General features: G+C 68.9%; 21 protein-coding genes. 11 read left to right on the forward strand and 10 right to left on the reverse strand.

What is annotated here, in order from left to right:
• Positions 1-9 precede the first annotated feature (9 nt).
• Both ACIHAX_RS23750 and ramB read right to left on the reverse strand, forming a co-directional pair.
• Positions 10-270, reverse strand: a complete 261-nt coding sequence (locus tag ACIHAX_RS23750) for a hypothetical protein (protein ID WP_364424472.1) — start codon at positions 268-270, stop codon at positions 10-12.
• Positions 271-320: 50 nt separating this feature from the next.
• Positions 321-1,727: an acetate metabolism transcriptional regulator RamB gene (ramB, locus tag ACIHAX_RS23755; RefSeq protein ID WP_355071757.1), complete on the reverse strand. Its 1,407-nt coding sequence runs from the start codon at positions 1,725-1,727 to the stop codon at positions 321-323.
• 93 nt (positions 1,728-1,820) lie between these two features.
• Here ramB and ACIHAX_RS23760 point away from each other — a divergent pair, with 93 nt between their 5' ends.
• From ACIHAX_RS23760 to ACIHAX_RS23785, 6 genes are all read left to right on the forward strand, one after another.
• Entirely contained in the window at positions 1,821-3,332 is a 1,512-nt protein-coding gene (locus ACIHAX_RS23760; RefSeq protein ID WP_397279585.1) for an ATP-dependent DNA ligase, read from the forward strand.
• 159 nt (positions 3,333-3,491) lie between these two features.
• Positions 3,492-4,745: a lipase family protein gene (locus ACIHAX_RS23765; RefSeq protein ID WP_364424467.1), complete on the forward strand. Its 1,254-nt coding sequence runs from the start codon at positions 3,492-3,494 to the stop codon at positions 4,743-4,745.
• Between the two features lie 90 nt (positions 4,746-4,835).
• Positions 4,836-6,074: an inorganic phosphate transporter gene (locus ACIHAX_RS23770; RefSeq protein WP_364424465.1), complete on the forward strand. Its 1,239-nt coding sequence runs from the start codon at positions 4,836-4,838 to the stop codon at positions 6,072-6,074.
• Positions 6,075-6,085: 11 nt separating this feature from the next.
• Positions 6,086-6,364: a hypothetical protein gene (locus tag ACIHAX_RS23775; protein WP_364424463.1), complete on the forward strand. Its 279-nt coding sequence runs from the start codon at positions 6,086-6,088 to the stop codon at positions 6,362-6,364.
• Between the two features lie 11 nt (positions 6,365-6,375).
• Positions 6,376-6,711, forward strand: a complete 336-nt coding sequence (locus ACIHAX_RS23780) for a DUF3349 domain-containing protein (RefSeq protein ID WP_355071767.1) — start codon at positions 6,376-6,378, stop codon at positions 6,709-6,711.
• A gap of 15 nt (positions 6,712-6,726) precedes the next feature.
• The gene (locus ACIHAX_RS23785; protein WP_355071768.1) at positions 6,727-7,011 is read left to right on the forward strand and encodes a DUF3349 domain-containing protein; all 285 of its coding nucleotides are present in this window, start codon (positions 6,727-6,729) and stop codon (positions 7,009-7,011) included.
• Here ACIHAX_RS23785 and ACIHAX_RS23790 read toward each other — a convergent pair whose 3' ends face one another.
• Together ACIHAX_RS23790 and ACIHAX_RS23795 are read right to left on the reverse strand one after the other, a co-directional pair.
• Positions 7,012-7,452: a DUF4254 domain-containing protein gene (locus ACIHAX_RS23790; protein WP_364424460.1), complete on the reverse strand. Its 441-nt coding sequence runs from the start codon at positions 7,450-7,452 to the stop codon at positions 7,012-7,014.
• A 49-nt stretch (positions 7,453-7,501) separates the two neighbouring features.
• On the reverse strand, positions 7,502-7,804 hold the full coding sequence (locus ACIHAX_RS23795) for a hypothetical protein (RefSeq protein ID WP_355071772.1): 303 nt from the start codon (positions 7,802-7,804) through the stop codon (positions 7,502-7,504).
• A 130-nt stretch (positions 7,805-7,934) separates the two neighbouring features.
• Here ACIHAX_RS23795 and ACIHAX_RS23800 point away from each other — a divergent pair, with 130 nt between their 5' ends.
• Positions 7,935-8,816 carry a DUF5753 domain-containing protein gene (locus tag ACIHAX_RS23800; protein WP_397279589.1) on the forward strand — a complete coding sequence of 294 codons (882 nt, stop codon included), beginning with the start codon at positions 7,935-7,937 and terminating at the stop codon, positions 8,814-8,816.
• Positions 8,813-9,010 carry a DUF397 domain-containing protein gene (locus ACIHAX_RS23805; RefSeq protein WP_379254077.1) on the forward strand — a complete coding sequence of 66 codons (198 nt, stop codon included), beginning with the start codon at positions 8,813-8,815 and terminating at the stop codon, positions 9,008-9,010. Before ACIHAX_RS23800 ends, ACIHAX_RS23805 begins: the two co-directional genes overlap by 4 nt.
• Positions 9,011-9,247: 237 nt before the next feature.
• On the opposite strand, the gene ACIHAX_RS23810 is transcribed toward ACIHAX_RS23805, so the two are convergent.
• The 6 genes from ACIHAX_RS23810 to ACIHAX_RS23835 all read right to left on the reverse strand — a co-directional run bounded on the left by ACIHAX_RS23810 (position 9,248) and on the right by ACIHAX_RS23835 (position 15,919).
• Positions 9,248-10,024, reverse strand: coding sequence for a DUF559 domain-containing protein (locus ACIHAX_RS23810; protein WP_397279592.1), 777 nt, complete (start codon positions 10,022-10,024; stop codon positions 9,248-9,250).
• 188 nt (positions 10,025-10,212) lie between these two features.
• The gene (locus tag ACIHAX_RS23815; RefSeq protein WP_364424451.1) at positions 10,213-11,040 is read right to left on the reverse strand and encodes a class II fructose-bisphosphate aldolase; all 828 of its coding nucleotides are present in this window, start codon (positions 11,038-11,040) and stop codon (positions 10,213-10,215) included.
• Between the two features lie 243 nt (positions 11,041-11,283).
• Positions 11,284-12,246 (reverse strand): hexose kinase, encoded by a 963-nt coding sequence (locus tag ACIHAX_RS23820; protein ID WP_364424449.1) that lies wholly within the window; start codon positions 12,244-12,246, stop codon positions 11,284-11,286.
• Complete coding sequence (locus tag ACIHAX_RS23825; RefSeq protein ID WP_397279595.1) at positions 12,234-13,391, reverse strand: N-acetylglucosamine-6-phosphate deacetylase; 1,158 nt, start codon at positions 13,389-13,391, stop codon at positions 12,234-12,236. The genes ACIHAX_RS23820 and ACIHAX_RS23825 overlap by 13 nt, the downstream gene beginning before the upstream one ends.
• A 385-nt stretch (positions 13,392-13,776) precedes the next feature.
• Positions 13,777-14,847, reverse strand: a complete 1,071-nt coding sequence (locus tag ACIHAX_RS23830) for an ROK family protein (protein ID WP_397279597.1) — start codon at positions 14,845-14,847, stop codon at positions 13,777-13,779.
• A gap of 160 nt (positions 14,848-15,007) precedes the next feature.
• Entirely contained in the window at positions 15,008-15,919 is a 912-nt protein-coding gene (locus ACIHAX_RS23835) for a sugar isomerase (protein ID WP_364424443.1), read from the reverse strand.
• A gap of 160 nt (positions 15,920-16,079) precedes the next feature.
• On the opposite strand from ACIHAX_RS23835, the gene ACIHAX_RS23840 reads away from it, so the two are divergent.
• Genes ACIHAX_RS23840 through ACIHAX_RS23850 form a run of 3 tightly spaced genes read left to right on the forward strand, consistent with a single transcriptional unit; the run spans position 16,080 to position 19,103 of the window.
• The gene (locus tag ACIHAX_RS23840) at positions 16,080-17,330 is read left to right on the forward strand and encodes an extracellular solute-binding protein (RefSeq protein WP_397279599.1); all 1,251 of its coding nucleotides are present in this window, start codon (positions 16,080-16,082) and stop codon (positions 17,328-17,330) included.
• 1 nt (position 17,331) lies between these two features.
• Positions 17,332-18,213, forward strand: coding sequence for a carbohydrate ABC transporter permease (locus ACIHAX_RS23845; protein ID WP_397279601.1), 882 nt, complete (start codon positions 17,332-17,334; stop codon positions 18,211-18,213).
• A complete protein-coding gene (locus ACIHAX_RS23850; RefSeq protein ID WP_397279603.1) occupies positions 18,210-19,103 on the forward strand; it encodes a carbohydrate ABC transporter permease in 894 nt (297 codons plus the stop codon). Before ACIHAX_RS23845 ends, ACIHAX_RS23850 begins: the two co-directional genes overlap by 4 nt.
• The last annotated feature ends 33 nt before the right edge of the window (positions 19,104-19,136 follow it).

Raw genomic sequence — 19,136 nt, forward strand, 5'->3', positions numbered from 1 at the left:
GATGTTCGTTCAGGGACGGTGCCGCAACGAAATCACCTGAGCTGTCAGCATTTTTTCGGGCTCCGGACCATTCCAGACCACTTCGATTTCGGTGTCGTGATATTCCCGGGCCACGTCGCGCAGCATCGCGACCGCCGCGGCGCGCGCCTGCTCCGGCGCGGCGTCAGCGGCGATCTGCGCCAGCCGACCGCAGAGCATCCCGCCCCGCGTGTCCAGGACGCTGTGCCGCCAACCTTCCGGCGTCGCGATCAGCACGATCGACGCGGGCATGGGGTACCGCGAATCACCGGCCATAGCGACAACCTACGGAACCGGTGGGACTACTTCAGCACGTACGGCGATACGGAGCTGCGGTGTTCGCTGATGTCGAGCACTTTGCCCAGGGGTGGGAAGGCGCGCTGCGGGCAATTGGCGCGTTCGCAGACTCGGCAGCCCGCACCGATCGGCGTCGGCTGCACTTCGTCGAGATCGATGCCGTCGGCGTAGATCACGCGGGCCGCGTGCCGCAATTCGCAGCCGAGACCGATGGCGAAGGTTTTGCTCGGCTGGCCGAAGCGGGTGGCGCGGCGTTCCACCGTGCGCGCCACCCAGAGGTATTTGCGGCCGTCGGGCATCTGCGCGATCTGGGTCATGATCTTGCCCGGGTAGGCGAAGGTCTCGTAGACGTTCCACAGCGGGCACGTGCCGCCGCTGGCGGAGAAGTGGAAACCGGTGGCGGACTGGCGCTTGGACATGTTGCCCGCCCGGTCCACCCGCACGAACGAGAACGGCACGCCGCGCAGCGACGGCCGTTGCAGCGTGGAAAGCCGGTGGCAGATGGTCTCGTAGCTCTGCGTGAAGAACGCCGACAGCCGCTCGATGTCGTAGCGGAAGTCCTCGGCGACCTCGTGGAAATGCGTGTACGGCAGCACCGTCGCCGCGGCGAAGTAGTTGGCCAGCCCCAGCATGGCCAGCTTGCGGGCGTCCTCGGAGGCGAAATTGCCTTCCTCGACCAGCTTCTCCAGCAGCTCGCCGCACTCGAAGTAGGCCAGCTCGGCGGCCAGTTTGAAGGTTCGCTGCCCGCCGGACAGGTGCGGCGCGATCTCCAGGGTGCGGGTCTGCGGGTCGTAGCGGTGCAGCACGCCTTCGCCGAGGTCGATGCGCTCGATGATCCGTACGTCGTGGGCGCGCAGGATCCTGGCGATCTCGCTGTTCACGTCGCCGCCGTGGAAACGGATGCGGGCGGTGAGATCCTCGGCGGCGGTGTCCAGCTCGTGGATGTAGTTCTGGCGCTGGTAGAAGTAGTCGCGCACCTCCTCGTGCGGCTTGCTGATCGCGCCGCTGCCCGCGCCGTCGGCGAACCGGTCCTCGGTGGCGGCGGCCAGCTGGGCGGAAGTGTTGCGGTAGCGGTTGTGCATGTTGACCAGCGCGCGGGCCATGCTCGGGTGCGCCGAGACGATGTCCGCGATCTCCTGGGCGTCGGCCTCGATGCCCAGCTCCTCGTCCATCACGACCTCTTGCAGTTCCGCGATGAGCCGGGTGTCGTCCTGAGCGGAGAAGAAGGTCGTGTCGACGCCGAACACGTCGCTGATCTTCAGCAGCACCGGCACGGTGAGCGGGCGCACGTCGTGCTCGATCTGGTTCAGGTAACTCGCCGAGATCTCCAGCTGCTGGGCCAGCGAGACCTGGCTCAGTCCGCGTTCGGTCCGCAGTTGACGCAGCCGAGCGCCGACGTAAGTCTTGGCCATGCGTCCAGCTTATGGGTGCTTTCGCATCCGTGCCAATTTCCGATTAACACTCCTCGCGGATAGGTGTCGTACCCGGCGGCTACCGTCGGCAGGGTGTTGTTCTCGGATGTCGTGCTGGCCTCGGAGACCGTGCGGGCGACCAGGTCGCGCAAGACGAAGATCGCGACGCTCGCCGCGCTGCTGACCGCGGCCGCGCCGGAGGAGCTCGTGCCCGTGGTCGCCTGGGCGTCCGGCGAACTGGCACAGGGGCGGATCGGTACGGGGTGGCGCACGCTCACCGCGCTCGACCACGCGCCCGCGCCGGTGCCCACGCTCACCGTGTCGGCGGTGCACGCGGCGCTCAGCGAGCTGGCCGTTGTCTCCGGCGCCGGTTCCGCGGCCAGGCGCAAGGAGCTGCTCGCGGCGCTGTGGTCCGCGGCGACGGCGAACGAGCAGGGCTTCCTGGTACGCCTGCTCACCGGGGAACTGCGCCAAGGGGCGCTCACCGCCCTGGTCGCCGAAGCCGTGGCGGTCGCCGCGGACGTGCCGCCCGATGCGGTGCGCCGGGCGTACATGTTGTCGGGCCGCCTGCCGGTCACCGCCGTCGCGGCGCTCACCGGCGGGGCCGCGGCGCTCGCGGAGTTCCGGCTCGAAGTCGGTCGTCCGATCCAGCCCATGCTCGCCTCGCCCGGTGCGACGCTGGACGAGGCGCTGCTCGAGTTCCGTGGCGAGGTGAGCGTCGAGCACAAACTGGACGGCGCGCGCATTCAGGTGCACCGGGACGGCGACCGGGTCCGGATCTTCACCAGGACGCTGCGCGAGATCACCGCAGGCGTTCCGGAACTCGTCGAGCTGGTCGCGGGCCTGGACTGCACGAGCGTCGTGCTGGACGGGGAGACGCTGGCGCTCACCGACGCCGGACGGCCGCGTCCGTTCCAGGAGACCATGAGCCGGTTCGCCGAGGTGAGCTCCACCAGGGAGCTGCTGCTGCATCCGTACTTCTTCGACTGTCTGCACCTGGACGGGCAGGACCTGCTCGACGCTCCGCTGTCCGAGCGGCGCGCCGCGCTGACGAAGGTGGCCGCCGAGCACACCATCCCGGCGCTGCTGCGGCCGGATGCCGATGCGGCCGCGGAATACTTCGACGCCGCGCTGGCCGCGGGGCACGAGGGCGTCATGGTCAAGTCGTTGACCGCGCCGTACGCGGCGGGCAGGCGGGGCCGGGCCTGGCAGAAGATCAAGCCGACGCACACCCTCGACCTGGTCGTGCTCGGCGCGGAATGGGGCTACGGCCGCCGCACGGGCTATCTGTCGAACCTGCATCTCGGCGCGCGCGACCCGGAGGGCGGCGAGCCGGTCATGGTGGGCAAGACCTTCAAAGGACTCACCGACGCGCTGTTGCGGTGGCAGACCGACGAATTCCCCCGCCACGAGCGCTCGCGCGATCAGCACACCGTGTACCTGCGGCCGGAACTCGTCGTCGAGATCGCGCTGGACGGCGTGCAGGTCAGTTCCCGCTACCCCGGCGGTGTCGCTCTGCGTTTCGCTCGTGTGGTGCGGTATCGCCCCGACAAAGAACCCGCCGACGCGGACACCATCGATACCATTCGGGCACTACTGCCGTGATGTGAAGCGTGGTCGCTCCCGCGCCGGGCGCGTGTCGGGCGTGCCGAGCACGTCGAGCCACTGTAAGTATGGGCAGCGCAAGGTTCCGGATGGCCCCCACAACGCAGTGGTCCGGCCGGTTCGTGCTTCCGGACAAGGAATCGGCGGGCGGGTGGGATGATGCGAAAATCGCTGTGCGGACGGTATGTCCTGCTGTTGGCGGCACTCCTGGGCGCCTTGGCGGTGAGTGCGGTCGGTACGCCCGTGCGGGCGAATCCGATCGAGCAGTTCCTCACGCCGTCGCGCGAGTATCCGGGAATCCTGCCCACGCCGCTGGACGATCCCTTCTACACGCCGCCGCCGGGCTTCGAGAGCCTGCCTCCGGGAGCGATTCTCGCGTCCCGTGCGGGCGGAACGGGCCTGACCGCGTTCCCGTTGCGGTCGACCGAACTGTTGATCCGGTCCACCGATTCGAAGGACCTGCCGGTGCCCGTGGTCGCGACATTGCTCGTGCCGCAGGCCCCGTGGAACGGACCGGGGCCGCGTCCGGTGCTGTCGTTCAATGCCGCGATCGACTCGCTCGGGCATCGGTGCGCACCGTCCTACAAACTCAGGAACGAGCCGACAGCCGAGTTCTGGGCCGCCCAGATTCCGCTGTCCAAGGGCTACGCCGTGCTCGTGCCCGACCATCAGGGCCCGCGGCAGGCGTACGCGGCGGGACTGATGGCCGGGCACGCGGTGCTCGACTCGATCCGGGCGGTGGTTAACACGCCGGAGTTCGGGTTGCGACCGGAAGCGCCGACCGTGGTCACCGGATACTCCGGCGGCGCCATCGCGAGCGGATGGGCCGCACAACTGGCCCCGCGATACGCGCCCGAGCTGAATCTGGTGGGTGCGGCGTTCGGCGGTGTCCCCGCCGACTTCGACATGCTGCTGTCCACCATGAACGGACGCAACGCCGCGTCCGGAGTCTTCCTGGCCGCCACCCTCGGACTGGCGCGAGAGTACCCCGAGCTGCTCGGCCTGATGAACGACGACGGCTGGCGGCTGGCTCAGGTCGGCAAGGACCTGTGCATGACCGCGGAGGAGTTCGGCGGCGCCGTGGCGCCCATTCCGGTGCAGGCGCTCACCCATGCCGCCGCGCCCACCGACCTGCCGATGGTGAGGGAGATCCTGGCCGCCAATCGGCTGGGTGCGAGCGCGCCGACGGTGCCGGTGTTCCTGTATCACGCCACGCACGATCCGTGGGTGCCGCTGGCCGGCGCGGAGAAGCTCTACGCGGACTGGTGTGGCGCCGGAACGCAGGTGGATTTCCAGGTCCATTTCGGCGAGCACTTCCTCGTCGGACTCAGCGGCATCCCCGGCGCCAACTCGTGGATCGATGACCGGTTCGCCGGTCGGCCCGTCGCCCCACACTGCACCCGGACCGGCTGACCTGGACGGATCAGACTAGTGCACGGAGGCCGGACGAAGTTCCGGTAACCGGCATGACTGTGCCGTCCGGGGGTGCAGCACACTGGAGGCGTGACCGTCGAATTACTGGTTCTCCTGATCGTCATCGTCACGGCGCTCGCATTCGATTTCACCAACGGCTTCCACGACACCGCCAACGCGATGGCGACCTCGATCGCCACCGGCGCGCTCCGGCCGCGGGTGGCGGTCGCGCTCTCGGCGGCGCTGAACCTGGTCGGCGCGTTCCTGTCGGTGGCCGTCGCCGCCACCGTGGCGAAGGGCATCGTGCGACTCGACGCCGTCGGAGGCCAGGACCTGATCGTCATCGTGTTCGCCGGCCTCGTCGGCGGAATCCTGTGGAACCTGCTCACCTGGCTGTTCGGCCTGCCGTCGAGTTCGTCGCACGCGCTGTTCGGCGGTCTGATCGGGGCGACGCTGGCCGCGCTCGGCTGGAGCGGGGTGATCTGGGCGTCCGGGTCGGACGGCGTGGTCACCAAGATCATCCTGCCCGCGGTGCTCGCGCCCATCGTCGCCGCGCTGATCTCGGCGATCGGCACGTGGCTGGTTTACCGGATCACGCGCGGCGCCGAGGAGGGCAAGGTCACCGAGGGATTCCGCTGGGGCCAGATCGGCTCCGCCTCGCTGGTCTCGCTGGCGCACGGCACGAACGACGCGCAGAAGACGATGGGCGTGATCTTCCTCGCGCTCGTGGCGCACGGGACGCTCACCAAGGACGACGACCTGCCGCTGTGGGTGATGGCCGCGTGCGCCCTCGCCATCGCGGCGGGCACCTACCTCGGCGGCTGGCGGATCATCCGGACGCTGGGCAAGGGCTTGGTCGAGATCGACTCGCCGCAGGGGCTCGCGGCGGAATCCGCCTCGGCCGCGATCATCCTGACCTCGGCCCACTTCGGGTTGCCGCTGTCCACCACGCAGACCGCGACCGGCTCCATCCTCGGCACCGGCCTGGGCAAGGGCGCCGAGGTGCGCTGGGCCGTGATGGGGCGCATGGTGGTCGCATGGCTGCTCACGTTGCCGCTCGCGGCGGTCGCCGGGGCGATCTGCTGGGGCATCGCCCACGTCATCGGCGGACTGGCCGGGGTGCTGGTGGTCTTCGCCCTGCTGGTCGGGTTGTCGACGCTGATGTACCTGCGGTCGCGGCGCGATCCGGTGCACACCGGCAACGTCAACGAGTGGCCGGGCGAGGGGGCCGATCCGTCCGCGGTCACGCCGGTCACGGACGATCGGACCGCGCCGCCTACGGGCGGCCGGACCACGTCGGCGGACTCCAACCGCTCCGCCCAGGTGTAGGAGGACCAGGCGTGCACACTCTCGTCACCAATCTGAACGCCCTGTGGAAAGTCATCGTGGCCGGGCTGGTGCTGGGCGCCGGTCTGCCGATGATCTTCGCGCTCGGGGTGCGGTTCTGGTCGATGACCGCGACCACCGACGCGGGCACGGTGCGGCGTAACTATCCGGCCCTCGCGGTCGCGCTTGCCTGCTTCGTGCTGGTCGTCGTTGCGATCGTCACCGGCATTCTGTACACGGCGAAGGCGTTCCTGGCGGCCAAATTCGGCATCCATCTGTTCGGGCAGGCGTAAGGAGTGCCAGCGTGACCGATCCAGTGAAACCAGCCCCGGTTCGGCCGAAACTGCTCGGCAAAGTCGTGGGCTGGCTGCGCGCGGGCTACCCGCAGGGCGTGCCGCAGTCGGACTACGTGGCGTTGTTCGCCGTGCTGCACCGGCACCTCACCGACTACGAGGTGGTCGCGATCGCCGAGGAACTGGTCGCTTCGAACTCGGGCAGCGAGATCACGCACACCGAGATCGAGGAGGCCATCGCGCGGCTCGCCAAGGAGCAGCCGGACGAGCATGACGTGGCTCGCGTCGCGTCCCATCTGGCCGCCGGCGGCTGGCCGCTGGCCGATCCGCCCGCCGATTCCGACTGACCCGAGCCGCCGCCGATGCCTCCCTTCCTGCACGCGATCATCAGCTGGCTGCGGGTGGGATACCCGGACGGGGTCCCGGAAGCCGACTACATCCCGCTGCTCGCCCTGCTGCGCCGCCGCCTGTCCGACGCGGAGGTGGCCCGGATCGCCGCCGAGCTGGCCGGCTCCGGCGGCGCGGACATCGACCAGACCGACATCCAGGTGATGATCACCAAGATCACCAACGACATGCCGTCCGAAGCCGACGTGGCGCGGGTGCGCGCCCGGGTCGAGGCCAATGCGTGGCCGGGCGAGGACTGATCACGGGTGTTCGCGCGGGCCGCTGAGATAGGGGAGGCGGCGCACGCCCGCCGCGACCTCGTAGGCGAGATCTTCATAGCCCAGCGACAGTTCGGCGAGGCGCTCCCAGGCGTTGTGCACGGCCCATTCCGGCGCGCCGGAGAGGATGTCGTACGCGCTGGCGGAGAACTGCGCGAGCCGATCGACCACCATGCCCACGGTTTCGGTGTGCATGTGTGCGCCGCCGTGCGGCGGTGACGTCTCGGTGGCGACCCAGCGGTCGATGACGAGCACGAGGCGGGCGCGGTGCTGGTCGATCTCGTTCGTCCCGCCCGGTGCACAGCGCAGGCGGCGCTGGTGTAATCCCGCGAGTAGGTGAGCCGACTCCAGGACTGGGTGGGCGCGATGCGGCGCCATGCGGCAAGCCTTCAGGACGAGCTCTTTGGTGGGCAGCGGTTCCACTGCGTCAACCCCCTGGATCGAATTTTCGCGCCGGGCGTCACCTGAAGGATCATCGGCGATGCCGCCCGCCCGGACGCGGCAATCGGAACCGAGTGCGCAACGGCGCGGTGTCCCACGGCGATTCGAGGACGACGAGGCCGACCGCTTCCAGCGCGGTGAGCCCGACTGGGCGCACCAACTCCTCCGTCAGCGAAACCATCTCCGCCGCTTGGATAGCCGCCGTCGCCTGCTCGGTGTTCACCATCCGGCCACGCAGATAGGACACCACCCACGCGTCGTCACTGACCCGCCGCGCCTGATGCGGCGTCCGATCGCTCACGATCCACATGCGGTCGACGACGTGCACGGACATCAGAACCCCCTCCCCGCCGGAGCGGGTTCTGTCGAAAGCCCCCGCTGTGATGCGCAACACTCGAATCGTAAACTATACAACTCACTTTACGAAAGTGATTGCGCGGCATTGTCCGCTGTATCGTGCTGACATGGCGCTGTCACCTGCGGTTGCGCGTTGGGAGCTCGCGCTCCGGCTCCGGCAGCGACGGCTGGAGCTGGGTATCGGTGCCGCGTCGATCACCAGAGCGCTCGATGTCTCGGCCGCGTACTGGTCGCACATCGAAAACGAGCGCAACCTGCTCCCCAAGGACAAACTGGAACGGCTACTGAGCATCCTCGAGATCGATGCCGACGAACAGCGCGAACTGCTCGCCCTCAGGGAAGCCGCGAGAGGCCGCGGCTGGTGGAGCCGCTATTCCGCACTGTTCGGGGAAGACATCCTCCGTTACTACGGAATGGAGTGGGGCGCCGAATCGATCCGGACGTATGAGAGCCTCATGATGCCGGGCCTGCTACAAGGCGAGGAATACATTCGGGCACTGATGCTTTCGTCGGGCGCGACAGTGCGGGCGATCGAAGTCGATCAGCGTGTCGAAGCGAGGTTGCATCGGCAGCGACGGCTGACGGGGGAGAGTCCTGTTTCGCTGCGAGTGGTTGTCGGCGAGGCGGCGCTCCGGCAGCAGATCGGGGGACCGGACGTACTGCGGCGTCAACTGATCCATCTGGCAGACGTCCTCGAGTCGCATGACGAGTGCGTCGAACTACAGGTCATTCCGTTCACTGCCGCAGACAGTGTCCCGGCGAGCTCCACCTACCATCTCCTCGACTTCGCCAGTCCGCGATTGCCGACGCTCGCGTGGCATGAATCGGCGGTATTCGGCCAGATCATCGTCGATGACGAGGGCCGAAAGGAAACCAAAGTGCGCGACCTGGGTTTCGTGTTCGAGCGGGCGCGAACAATCGCGCTGTCCCGAGACGAGTCCCTGGCGCTCATCCGCGCGACCGCTGCTGAATTACAGTCGATCGAGTGAGCGGTACCGGGTGGTTCAAATCCTCGTATTCCAATGACAGCCAGACCTGCGTAGAAGTGTGCTTCGACGGTGGTCGGGTCCTGGTTCGGGACAGCAAGTTCGAGGGTCCATCGGACGCGTCGCCCACGCTGGCGTTCACGCCGACCCAGTGGGCGGGATTCACCTCCGCGATCCGCACCGCCGACCTCACCTGACACGTCTCCCAGCAGACTCTCAGCTTCACGACACCCATAACACAGCTCCATCCGGAAGAGTGTCTCCGTCGATGCGAAGCGATCCATCGACAGCCTCACCGGTGGGCAACTGCCCTGCCCACCACTGGAACCGGCCGGCGGCGCAGCCCCCTCGCATGCGTCGCCGGCCGCTCATGTCCACGAGTGGTACATGGCTGCGGCAAAACGCGAGAAGGCCTCTCGATGGTGTGCCACTCGTCAGATGTCGGCGCCGTGCCGGCGGAGGGCGTCCAGGGCCCGGGCGGTGATGGTTCGGGGGCGGTGGGTCAGGAGGGCGGCGCTTACTCGGATGAGGGTCCAGCCGAGGGATTCCAGGGCGGCGTTGCGGTCGATGTCCCAGGCGCGCTGGTCGCGGTCGGTCCAGTGGTGGGCTCCGTCGTATTCGACGGCGACTCGCCATTTGCGCCAGCCCATGTCGAGGCGTGCGAGGGTCATTCCGTCCGGGCCATGGATACGGATCTGGGTTTCCGGCGCGGGCAGTCCTGCTTGCCGCAGCAGCAAGCGCGTACGCGTCTCCTGGATGGACTCGGCGCCGCCGTCGATGTAGGGCAGAACTCGGCGCAAGCTCGTGGCGCCGCGTGCGCGCGGGTGCCGTTCGGCCAGCCGTTCGATGTCCGCGGTGGTCAGCCGGGTCGCGTTGCATAGGGCGTCGACGACTTCGACCGCCTCGTCGAAGTCGAGGCGTCGGGCCAGGTCGAACGCGGTCCGCGCCGGTGTGGTGCACCGGAATCCGCCGACGCTGCATACTTCGTCCGCCGGTATGGCGTCCCGATAGACCAGCACGTGCCGTGGCGGCCGGGCACGAGTCGACAGCGCGATCTCGGCGGGCTTATCGTCCAGCCACTGCGTCCCATGCATAGCCGCCGCGGAGAACCCGACCAGAATCCCGGTGCCCTTGACCCAATGCGCGACCGCCTGCGCGCGCCCCCGCGCATCCAGCCGAATCCCCTTCCGGACATAAACATCCGGAAACACACGCTCGAAGTCATTCCGCAACTCCCAAGCGCTTACCACCCCCGCGCGTACCGCCCAACTCCCCGGAAAAACCTCCCCGATCTCCCCCATACCCCCATCCTCCCCACCACCCCCGACAAATCTCGCGAGTGGCACATGGCTGTGGCAAAACGCGAGAAGAGGCCTCGATGGTGTGCCACTCGTGGCGGTCAACCGGCGAGGAGGTGGAGGAAGTGTTCGACTTCGGACTGGATGGCGGTGCGGGCGGGGGTGAGGTATTCGCGTGGGTCGGAGAGGTCGGGGGCTGCGGCTAGGCGGGCGCGGATGGCGGCGGTCATCCGGATGTTGAGGCGGGTGGCGATGTTGATCTTCGTCATGCCGTGTTCGACGGCGGCGCGCAGGCCGTGATCGGGGACGCCGGATGAGCCGTGTAGCACCAGGGGGACCGGGACCTTCGCGGCCAAGTGGGCGATGAGGTCGTTGTCGAGTTCGGCGGTGCGGGTGTGCATGGCGTGCGAGGAGCCGACGGCGACCGCGAGTGCGTCGACGCCGGTAGCGGTCACGAATTCGACCGCCTCGTCGGGATCGGTGCGTGCGCCGGGCGCGTGGGCGCCGTCCTTGCCGCCCACCTCACCGAGCTCGGCCTCGATGTGCACACCGCGCTCGTGGCACCAAGCGGTGATCGCGGCGGTGGCGGCGCGGTTGTCGGCGTAGTCGAGGGCCGAGCCGTCGTACATCACCGAGCGGATGCCGAGATCGACGGCGGCATGGATCAATTCGGTGCTGGTGGCGTGGTCGAGATGCACCGCGATCGCGGCCTCACTGTCGGCGGCGATGCGCAGGCAGGCCAGTGCCAGCGGGGCGATGCCGCGGTGATGGCGCGCGGTGTTCTCCGACAGTTGCAGCACCACCGGCTTTCTCGCCGATTCCGCGGCGGCCGCGATCGCCTCGGCATGCTCGAGGGTTATCACGTTGAAGGCGCCGAGTCCGCCGGGGCGGGCCGTGGCGATCAGATCCGGTATCGAGGTCAGCGGCATGGTTGCGTGCTTTCAAGGGCGAGCGGCGTACAGGGTTTACGGCGGAGGCGCGACCGGATGCGTTGGGGACCGGCTTGTGCGTCCGTGGCCGGCTCGCCGCATGCCGAGGTCGTCGGCGGGTGAACGCGGCATGTGGTTCGCCATGCGAGCCGCGTAAGCGACCAGGGTCGCGGGATCGCCCGGCTCGCCCGCATCGCGGGAGCGTTCCGCACGTTCGCGCGCAGCGGCGAACCGGCTCGGCCGTCATGGAGAAGTCTTCTGCGGTGTGGAGATGTCCAGTTCCCGAACCAGAACGGTGGGGGTAAGGCGGGTGCGCAGGGAGCGATCGATCTCACCGGCCACCGGAACCACCACGGCGGCCGCGGAGGTCGCGACCACGTCGGCGAGCAGGGCGGCCCAGTCCGGGCGCGATTCGGAGGAAAGGGCGGCGATCACCGCAGCCACCGCGGCATCGCCCGCGCCGGTGGGGTTTCCGGCGAGCGGTTCGGCGAGCGCCCCGGTCCACGCGCCGTCGGCGGTCACCGCGACGATCCCCTCGGGACCGCGGGTCGCGATCAGGGCGCGCACTCCGTTGTCGATCAGCGGCTTCGCGGCGATGACGATGTCGTCGGCGGTCGTCGGCCGGGTGCCGATGAGGCGCTGTAATTCGGTCTCGTCCGGAGTGAGCACGATGCCGGGCACCTGGGCGGCCAAGCGCAGCGCTTCGCCGTCGACGTCGCAGATGGTGGGCACGTCGGCCGCGATGGCGGTGCGGGCGATCTCGGCGGGCAGGGAGGGTTCGATGCCGCCGGGCAGCGACCCGGAGATGACCAATCCGGCGATTTCCGGGAGCAGTCCCGCCACCCGGACCGACAACTGTTCGGCGGCATGCGGATTGGAGACTCGCGCACCCGGCTCCCAGAGCGCGGTGGCCGTGCCGTCCTCGGATTCGCTGATCACCACGGTGCGGCGCACCCAGGGCAGCGCGTGCACGAAGTCGACCGGCATCTCCAGTTCGGCGGCGGCCGCGAAGGCGTGGTCGGAGAACCCGGTGGCCCTGGCGTACTTGCCGAGCTGATTCAGCACCCGGGTCACGTTGATGCCCTTGCCGCCGATGCGCTGCTCCACCGACCGGACCCGGTGGGCCTGCCCGCGTTCGAAGCGTTCGACGCGATAGGTCATGTCGTACGCGGGATTCATTGTCACGGTGAGGATCACTTCAACCACTGTCCACGTCTGAGCACCCCACGCAAGTGGAGATTGTCACGGACTGTCAATATGTCGGCGAAATAGCCGGGCCGCAGGTCACCGACGTCGGCGAGCCCGAGCGCGGCGGCCGGAACCGAGGTGGCCGCCAGGACCGCCGCGCGCAGCGGGACGCCGGCGTCGCGCACGGCCCGCGCGACGCATTCCAGCAGGGTGCTGACGCCGCCCGCGATCGAGCCGTCCGCGATGCGCGCCACGCCGGCGCGGACCGTCACCGGCTGCGGACCGAGCTGGTACTCGCCGTCGCCGAGCCCCGCGGCCTGCATGGCATCGGTGACCAGCGCGACTCGCCCCGGCGCGGTCGCGAACACCAGCGCGGCGAAGCCCGGATCCACGTGCACGCCGTCGCCGATCAGCTCCACCGTCACGTCACCGCCCGCGGCGGCCGCCAGCGCCGCGGCGACCGGGCCCGGGTTCCGGTGATGCAGCGGTGGCATGCCGTTCGCCAAGTGCGTCACGAGGCTTCCTGATCCTTTGGGAGCCAGCGCGTTCCGGAACGACGCGTAGTCGGTGTCGCTGTGGCCGAGCGCGACCACCACGCCGTTGTCGGTCAGCCGCCGCGCGACGGCCGCGTAGCCGGGACGTTCCGGCGCGAGCGTCATCGCGCGCAGGTGCGCGCCACCCGCGTCCAGCAGCCGGTCGGTCAGCCCGAGATCGGGGTCGCACAGATATCGCGGGTCCTGCGCCCCGCAGCGCGCCGCGGACAGGAAGGGCCCCTCGACGTGGATACCGCCGAGCGCGCCTTCCTCGGCGAGTTCGCGCAAGGTGGCGGTCTGCGCCACCATTTCCGCGGCGGGGCCGGTGACCACGCTCGCCACCACGGTGGTCGAGCCGCGCGCATGGTGCGATTGCGCCGCCGCGCGGGCCTGCTCACCGCGCACGGTATCGAACCGGTACCCGAACCCGCCGTGATTGTGAATGTCCACAAGCCCCGGCAGCACGGTTCCCGAAAATGGCGGCTCAGGTAAATCGCGATGCGTCGCGCGCCACTGCGCGAACGACCGCACCGCGTCGATCCGATCCCCGGACACCATCACTACGCCGTCGTCCACCGTGACGCTCGCCGAGACGATGCGCCCCCGGATGAGCTGTGTGTGTGCTGTCATTCGAGTGCCCCTCGGCTCGCGCGGACCGGCTGCTGGATAGGGATGTCCACTGTGCTGGCTGAAGTTTGCCGTGCGCGACTGTCGACGAACGGCCGGGCGGCCGGGATGATCCGGAAGCGGTACGTCGTCGGGCGCGGGACCGCGCCGCACGGGTTCGAGGCGCGCAGGTGGTCACCGTGCCCGGCGGCAACCGTCTCGACGGGATCGGGCCCCGGGTCATGGGCGCTACTCGCGGTACCGACCATGTGGTCGGGCTGTGCTGCCATCGAGCCGCCGCGCGGTCGCTCGTACGACGATCCGGCCCTGAAGACCCGCGCGGGGCCCTTGTCGAGAGGCACGCTCGGCGAGACGTGGGGTCCTCGGTTCGCCGGCCGCGCGGGTGACGTCATGTCAACGCTCCGCTGCGGGCGAAGAGGGCGGCGCCTGCCAAGCCCGCGCGTGCGCCGAACCGGCCGAGGACGACTCGGGGAGCGGGGACCAGGCGGAGCCGGTCGGACAGGGCGCGGTGCAGTGGGTCGGTGAGCGCCGCGCCCGCTCCGGCGAGCCCGCCGCCGAGGACGACGAGTTCGGGGCAGGCCGCGTGGACGATGCCGACCAGACTGTCGGCGAGCGCGTCGACCGCGTCCGCCACGACGGCGGCGGCGTCGGGGTCGGTGGACATGAGTGCGAAAACTTCCGCCGCGCCGCCGGTCTCGCGTCCGGTGCGCCGGGTGTAGGCCCGCGCGATGGCCGCGCCCGAGGCGACCGTCTCGACGCATCCGGTATTGCCGCAGGGGCAGGGCAATCCGCCCGCACGCCGCACCGGCACGTGCCCGTACTCGCCGACCTGGCCGTAGCTGCTGCGCACCAGCCTCCCGCCGACCGACAGCGTGCCCGAGATACCGGTGCCGAGAATGACGACGCACACATTCTCGTGGCCCTGCCCTGCGCCGTACCGCCATTCCGCCCAACCGGCCACGGCGACATCGTGTTCGATCAGCGTCGGTACACCCCAGCGCTCGGGGAAGCGGTCGCCCACGTGCACGTCCCGCCAGCCGACGTTGCTGCTGAACACGGCGACCGACCGGGCGGTGTCGACGATGCCGGGCAGCACGACGGCGGCGCGACGTACCCGGCGGCGGTCGGATTCCGGGAGTCCCCCGAGTAACCGATCGCCCAGCTCGCCCATGGCATCGAACGCGGCCGGACCATGCGGTGTAGCCACGGTGCCCACGGCCAGCGCAGCGCCCCCCGCGTCGGTGATCTCGCCTTTGATGGTGGTGCCGCCGACATCCATGCCGAGCACGAGCGCGTCGTCCGGCAGCGCCCGCGCCGCTGCGCCGAGTATGTCCGTGGGCTGCCCGGCCGAACCTCGCCGCGCGGTCGTCCGGTCGCCGGGGCAGGCGCGGTCCGTCTCCGCGCCGCGCGACCCGGACACGGACGCACCCGACGGCGCACGCGGCTGCTCGGTTCCCATCCTCGGCACAGTAGTTCGTGGTGGCTCCCGCGACGGTGCGCATGCGGCCTGTGGTGATGTCACGAGTTCGAGTCGACTCGAGGCCGACGGTGTGGCTGCGGGCGCGACGATGCCGTCCGCACCCGGCGCGGTACGGCGAATGCTCACCGCAGGCCCTCGGTCACGACTTCAAAACCACCGAGCGATTCAGGCCGCGCGGGTGGTCGGGGTCCAATCCCAGGTCGGCGGAACGCAGGAGGCAGAGCCGATGCACTCGGACCAGGTCCGCCATCGGGTCGATGTCGCGATGCTCCAGGTGGGCGCCGGTGGCGGCGACGTCGTCGGCGAAGCCCGGCTCGAGTGGGCCGAACGCCCAGACCGCCCGGCCGGGCGCCGAGATGGCGATCGGGCCGTGGCGGTACTCCGTCGCCGGATACGCCTCCGTCCAGGACTGACAGGATTCGCGCAGCTTGAGCGCCGCCTCCTCGGCGATGGCCGCCGCGAATCCCATACCGACGAAGCTGATCTGCTCGGCGTGGCGGACCGCGGCCAGCGACTCGGCGGGATCCTCGGTGAGCACCGCGCGCGCTCGGGCGATCACCGAGGTGAGGTCTTCGCCGAGGTGGTTGCGCAGGATGGCGAGGGTGGTCGTCGCGAAGCGGGTCTGCACCACCGACCGCTCGTCGACCTGGTCGATGAGGATCGGGTCGCCCAGTTCGAGGACGGGCGTGCCGGGACTGGAGCAGATCACCGTCCGAGGGACGTGCGCCGGGATGTCCCGCATCGCGCGCACCACTTCGGTGGTGGTGCCGGAGCGGCAGATCACCAGGTAGCGGTCGTACTCGCGAGCGCGGACCGCGCTGGCGGGCCAGGCGTCGGTGAGGCCATGACCCGCGCCCTCGCGCAGTGCCGCGATGGCGCGCGCCATGAAATACGACGTGCCGCAACCGATCACCGCGACTCGCTCGCCCGGTTTCGGCAGTACGGCGCGATGTTCCGCCGCGACGGCGGCGGCGTGCGTCCAATCGTCCGGCTGGGTGGCCACTTCGGTGACCAGATGCGGCTGCGGCGTGTGGTCGGCAGGCGTAGGCACGCAACCAGCTTCACTCTGGATGATCGTTTATGTCAAATTTCAGACGAAAACGGTCACATATGATCACAATTCGGGCTAGATTGAGGTGCACCGACGGTGTGTCCTCCCATCATCGGCGGCTCCGCTGGCGCCGGGTGGGTAAATCTGAAAGGTTCTGCTCGTGAAAAGACCATTCCACCGCGTGCTTGCCGGAGTCGCGATGGTCACCGGCGTCGCGCTGGCCCTGTCGTCCTGTGGGTTCGGTTCGAAAAGTGGTGCGGACTCGGCTACCACGATCAATTTCCTCGCTCCCGCCTACAGCGACGGCGCCACGGGCACCAAGGCGCTGTGGGACGGCATCATCGCCGAATTCCAGAAGCAGAACCCGGGCATCACCGTCGATCTGCAGATGGAGTCGTGGAACTCGATCAACGACGTGGTGCGCACCAAGCTCCAGTCGCAGTCGACCACCCCGGACATCCTCAACATCGACGCCTACGCCAGCTTCGCGGGCGATGGCCTGCTCTACCCGGCGACCGACATCGTCTCCGCGCCGGTGCTGGCCGACATCCAGCCCGCTTTCGCGCAGAACGCGGCGCTGAACGGCACGCAATACGCGCTGCCGCTGTTCGCCTCCACCCGAACCCTGTTCTACAACACCGAACTGTTCGAGAAAGCGGGCATCGTCCGGCCGCCGAAGAACTGGGCCGAGCTGACCGACGCGGCGAAGAAGATTCAGGCGCTGGGCGGCGGCGTCTCCGGGTACGGGCTCCCGCTGGGCAGCGAGGAGGCGCAAGGCGAAACCTCCATCTGGACCTTCGGCGCGGGTGGCTCGTGGGCCGACGGCGACCGGGTCACCGTGGACACCCCGGAGAACCTGGAAGGGGTGCGGGCCATGCGTGAGCTGATCGACGCCGGTGCGACGCAGCCGAATCCGGGCGCGACCGACCGCAAGGACGTGATCAACGCCTTCATCCAGGGCAAGATCGGCATGATCGAAGCCCTGCCGCCCACCATCGGTCAGATCACCGCGAAGAATCCGGGTCTGCGGTACGCGACCGCGCCTTCGCCGACCAAGACCGGGAACCCGGTCACGCTCGGGGTGGCCGATCATCTGATGGCGTTCAAGAAGGACGGCGCCAAGGCCGAGTCGATCAAGAAGTTCCTCGACTACTTCTATTCGGCGGCGGTATACGCGGACTTCGTCAAGCACGAGGGCTTCATCCCGATCACCCACAGTGCCGCCACCGCCCTCGCCGAGGACCCGGTGACGAAGGCGTTCGCCGCCACGCTTCCGGTCGCGAGGTTCTATCCGAGCAACAATCCGAAATGGGCCGTGGCGCAAGGGGTGATCCGCCAGCAGATGGGCACCATCGCACAGGGCGCCGACCCCGCTCAGGTGTTGCGACGGATCCAGGAAGCAACGAAATAGCGTGCGGCGCAGAGGAGTACTGGCGACACTGCCGTGGATCGGGCCGTCACTGGTCCTGATCGCGGCCGTTGTCGCCTTCCCGGCCTGCTACATGCTGTGGACCAGCACCAGGGACCTCAGCGCCTACGGCCAGGACCGGGGCGCCGCCGGACTGGCCAATTACCGGGCGCTGTTCGACATCTCGGAACTCGGCTCGGTGCTGGTCCACACGGTGGTCTGGGTGGTCGGCGTCGTGCTGGTCACGCTGGCGTTGTCCGTGGCGCTGGCCCAATTCCTGAACAAGGAGTTCCCCGGCCGCGCCGCGGTACGGATGGCGATCCTGGTGCCGTGGGCGGCGTCGGTCGTGATGACGACCACGATCTTCTACTACATGCTCGATCCGGACGTGGGCATCGCCAATCGGTTCCTGGTGGACATCGGCCTGCTCGACCGCGGATACGGGTTCACCAAGCAGCCGACGCAGGCGTTCCTCGTGGCGATGGGCGTCGCGGTGTTCGTCTCGGTGCCGTTCACCACCTACACGATTCTGGCCGGACTGCAAGCCATTCCGGCGGAGATCGAGGAGGCGGGGCGGGTCGACGGCGCGAGCGCCTGGCAGCGCTACCGCCATCTCACATTGCCGCAGCTGCGTCCGGCGATCGCGGTGGCGACCATCATCAACATCATCAACGTGTTCAACTCGCTGCCGATCCTGCAAGTGATCACCGGAAGCATCGCAGGCTTCTCGGCGGACACCACGACGACGCTGACCTTCAAGCTGATCCGGCAGAACCAGCAGGTCGACACCGCCGCGGCGATGAGCGTGCTGAACTTCGCGCTGATCGTCGTCGTCATCGCGATCTACGTGAAGCTGGTCCGTCCGACCGCGGAGATCGACCGATGACGACGCGGGTGGAGGTACGCGAGCAGGCCACGGCGACGCCGCACGCCCCGGCGGCGCCCGCGCGCCGCGCACGACGCCGCTGGGAGCTCACCGCCGTCGGCGTGGTGCTCGCCGCGGTGTTCCTGCTGCCGTTCGTCGTGATGGTGCTCGGTTCGCTGAAGAGCAGAGCCGAGATCCTGCGCATCCCGCCGACGTATCTGCCGCAGTCCTGGCATCCGGACAACTACGCGACGATGTGGGACACCCCCGAGACGCCGCTTCCGTTCAACCTGGCCAGCACGATCATCATCGCGGTCTGCGCCACCGCTTTGGTGCTGGCCGTGGCGATTCCGGCCGGGTATTACACGGCGCGGCACCGTTTTCCGGGGCGCCTGGTGTTTCTCGGCGTGGTGCTGGTGACCCAGATGTTGCAGCCGACGGTGCTGGTCACCGGGTTGATCCGGGAGTTCTTCGCGCTCGGCATCAACGACACCTGGCTGGCGATGATCTTGGTGAACGCCGCGTTCAACCTGTCGTTCGCGGTGTGGATCCTGCACAGTTTCTTCGCCGCGATCCCGGTGGAGATCGAGGAAGCCGCGATGCTCGACGGGCTCGGGCGCGGGCAGATCCTGGTCCGGGTGAGCCTGCCGCTGGTGTGGCCCGGCATCGTGACGGCGACGATCTTCGTCGTGGTGGCGTGCTGGAACGAATTCGCCGCCAGCCTGGTCGTGCTCACCACGCCGGAGAACCAACCGCTGTCGGTGGCGCTGACCAAGTTCGTCGGCCAGTACGACACCGCGTGGCAATACGTGTTCGCGATCTCCACCGTCGGCATCGTCCCGGTGGTGCTGCTGTTCGCTCTCATCGAGAAGCGTCTGGTGGCGGGGTTGACCGCGGGAAGCGTGAAATAGCCTGCGAGAACTGGCGCACCGGGATGACGGAAT

The sequence above is a fragment of the Nocardia sp. NPDC051929 genome, assembly GCF_044548645.1.
Lineage (GTDB): Bacteria > Actinomycetota > Actinomycetes > Mycobacteriales > Mycobacteriaceae > Nocardia > Nocardia sichangensis.

Coding starts and splice junctions, on each gene's coding strand:
- ACIHAX_RS23800 (WP_397279589.1), top strand. CDS start 7,935: ATGGCGCTGTCACCTGCGGTTGCGCGTTGGGAGCTCGCGCTCCGGCTC.
- ACIHAX_RS23750 (WP_364424472.1), bottom strand. CDS start 270: ATGCCCGCGTCGATCGTGCTGATCGCGACGCCGGAAGGTTGGCGGCAC.
- ACIHAX_RS23765 (WP_364424467.1), top strand. CDS start 3,492: ATGCGAAAATCGCTGTGCGGACGGTATGTCCTGCTGTTGGCGGCACTC.
- ACIHAX_RS23795 (WP_355071772.1), bottom strand. CDS start 7,804: ATGTCCGTGCACGTCGTCGACCGCATGTGGATCGTGAGCGATCGGACG.
- ACIHAX_RS23785 (WP_355071768.1), top strand. CDS start 6,727: ATGCCTCCCTTCCTGCACGCGATCATCAGCTGGCTGCGGGTGGGATAC.
- ACIHAX_RS23815 (WP_364424451.1), bottom strand. CDS start 11,040: ATGCCGCTGACCTCGATACCGGATCTGATCGCCACGGCCCGCCCCGGC.
- ACIHAX_RS23850 (WP_397279603.1), top strand. CDS start 18,210: ATGACGACGCGGGTGGAGGTACGCGAGCAGGCCACGGCGACGCCGCAC.
- ACIHAX_RS23825 (WP_397279595.1), bottom strand. CDS start 13,391: ATGACAGCACACACACAGCTCATCCGGGGGCGCATCGTCTCGGCGAGC.
- ACIHAX_RS23830 (WP_397279597.1), bottom strand. CDS start 14,847: ATGGGAACCGAGCAGCCGCGTGCGCCGTCGGGTGCGTCCGTGTCCGGG.
- ramB (WP_355071757.1), bottom strand. CDS start 1,727: ATGGCCAAGACTTACGTCGGCGCTCGGCTGCGTCAACTGCGGACCGAA.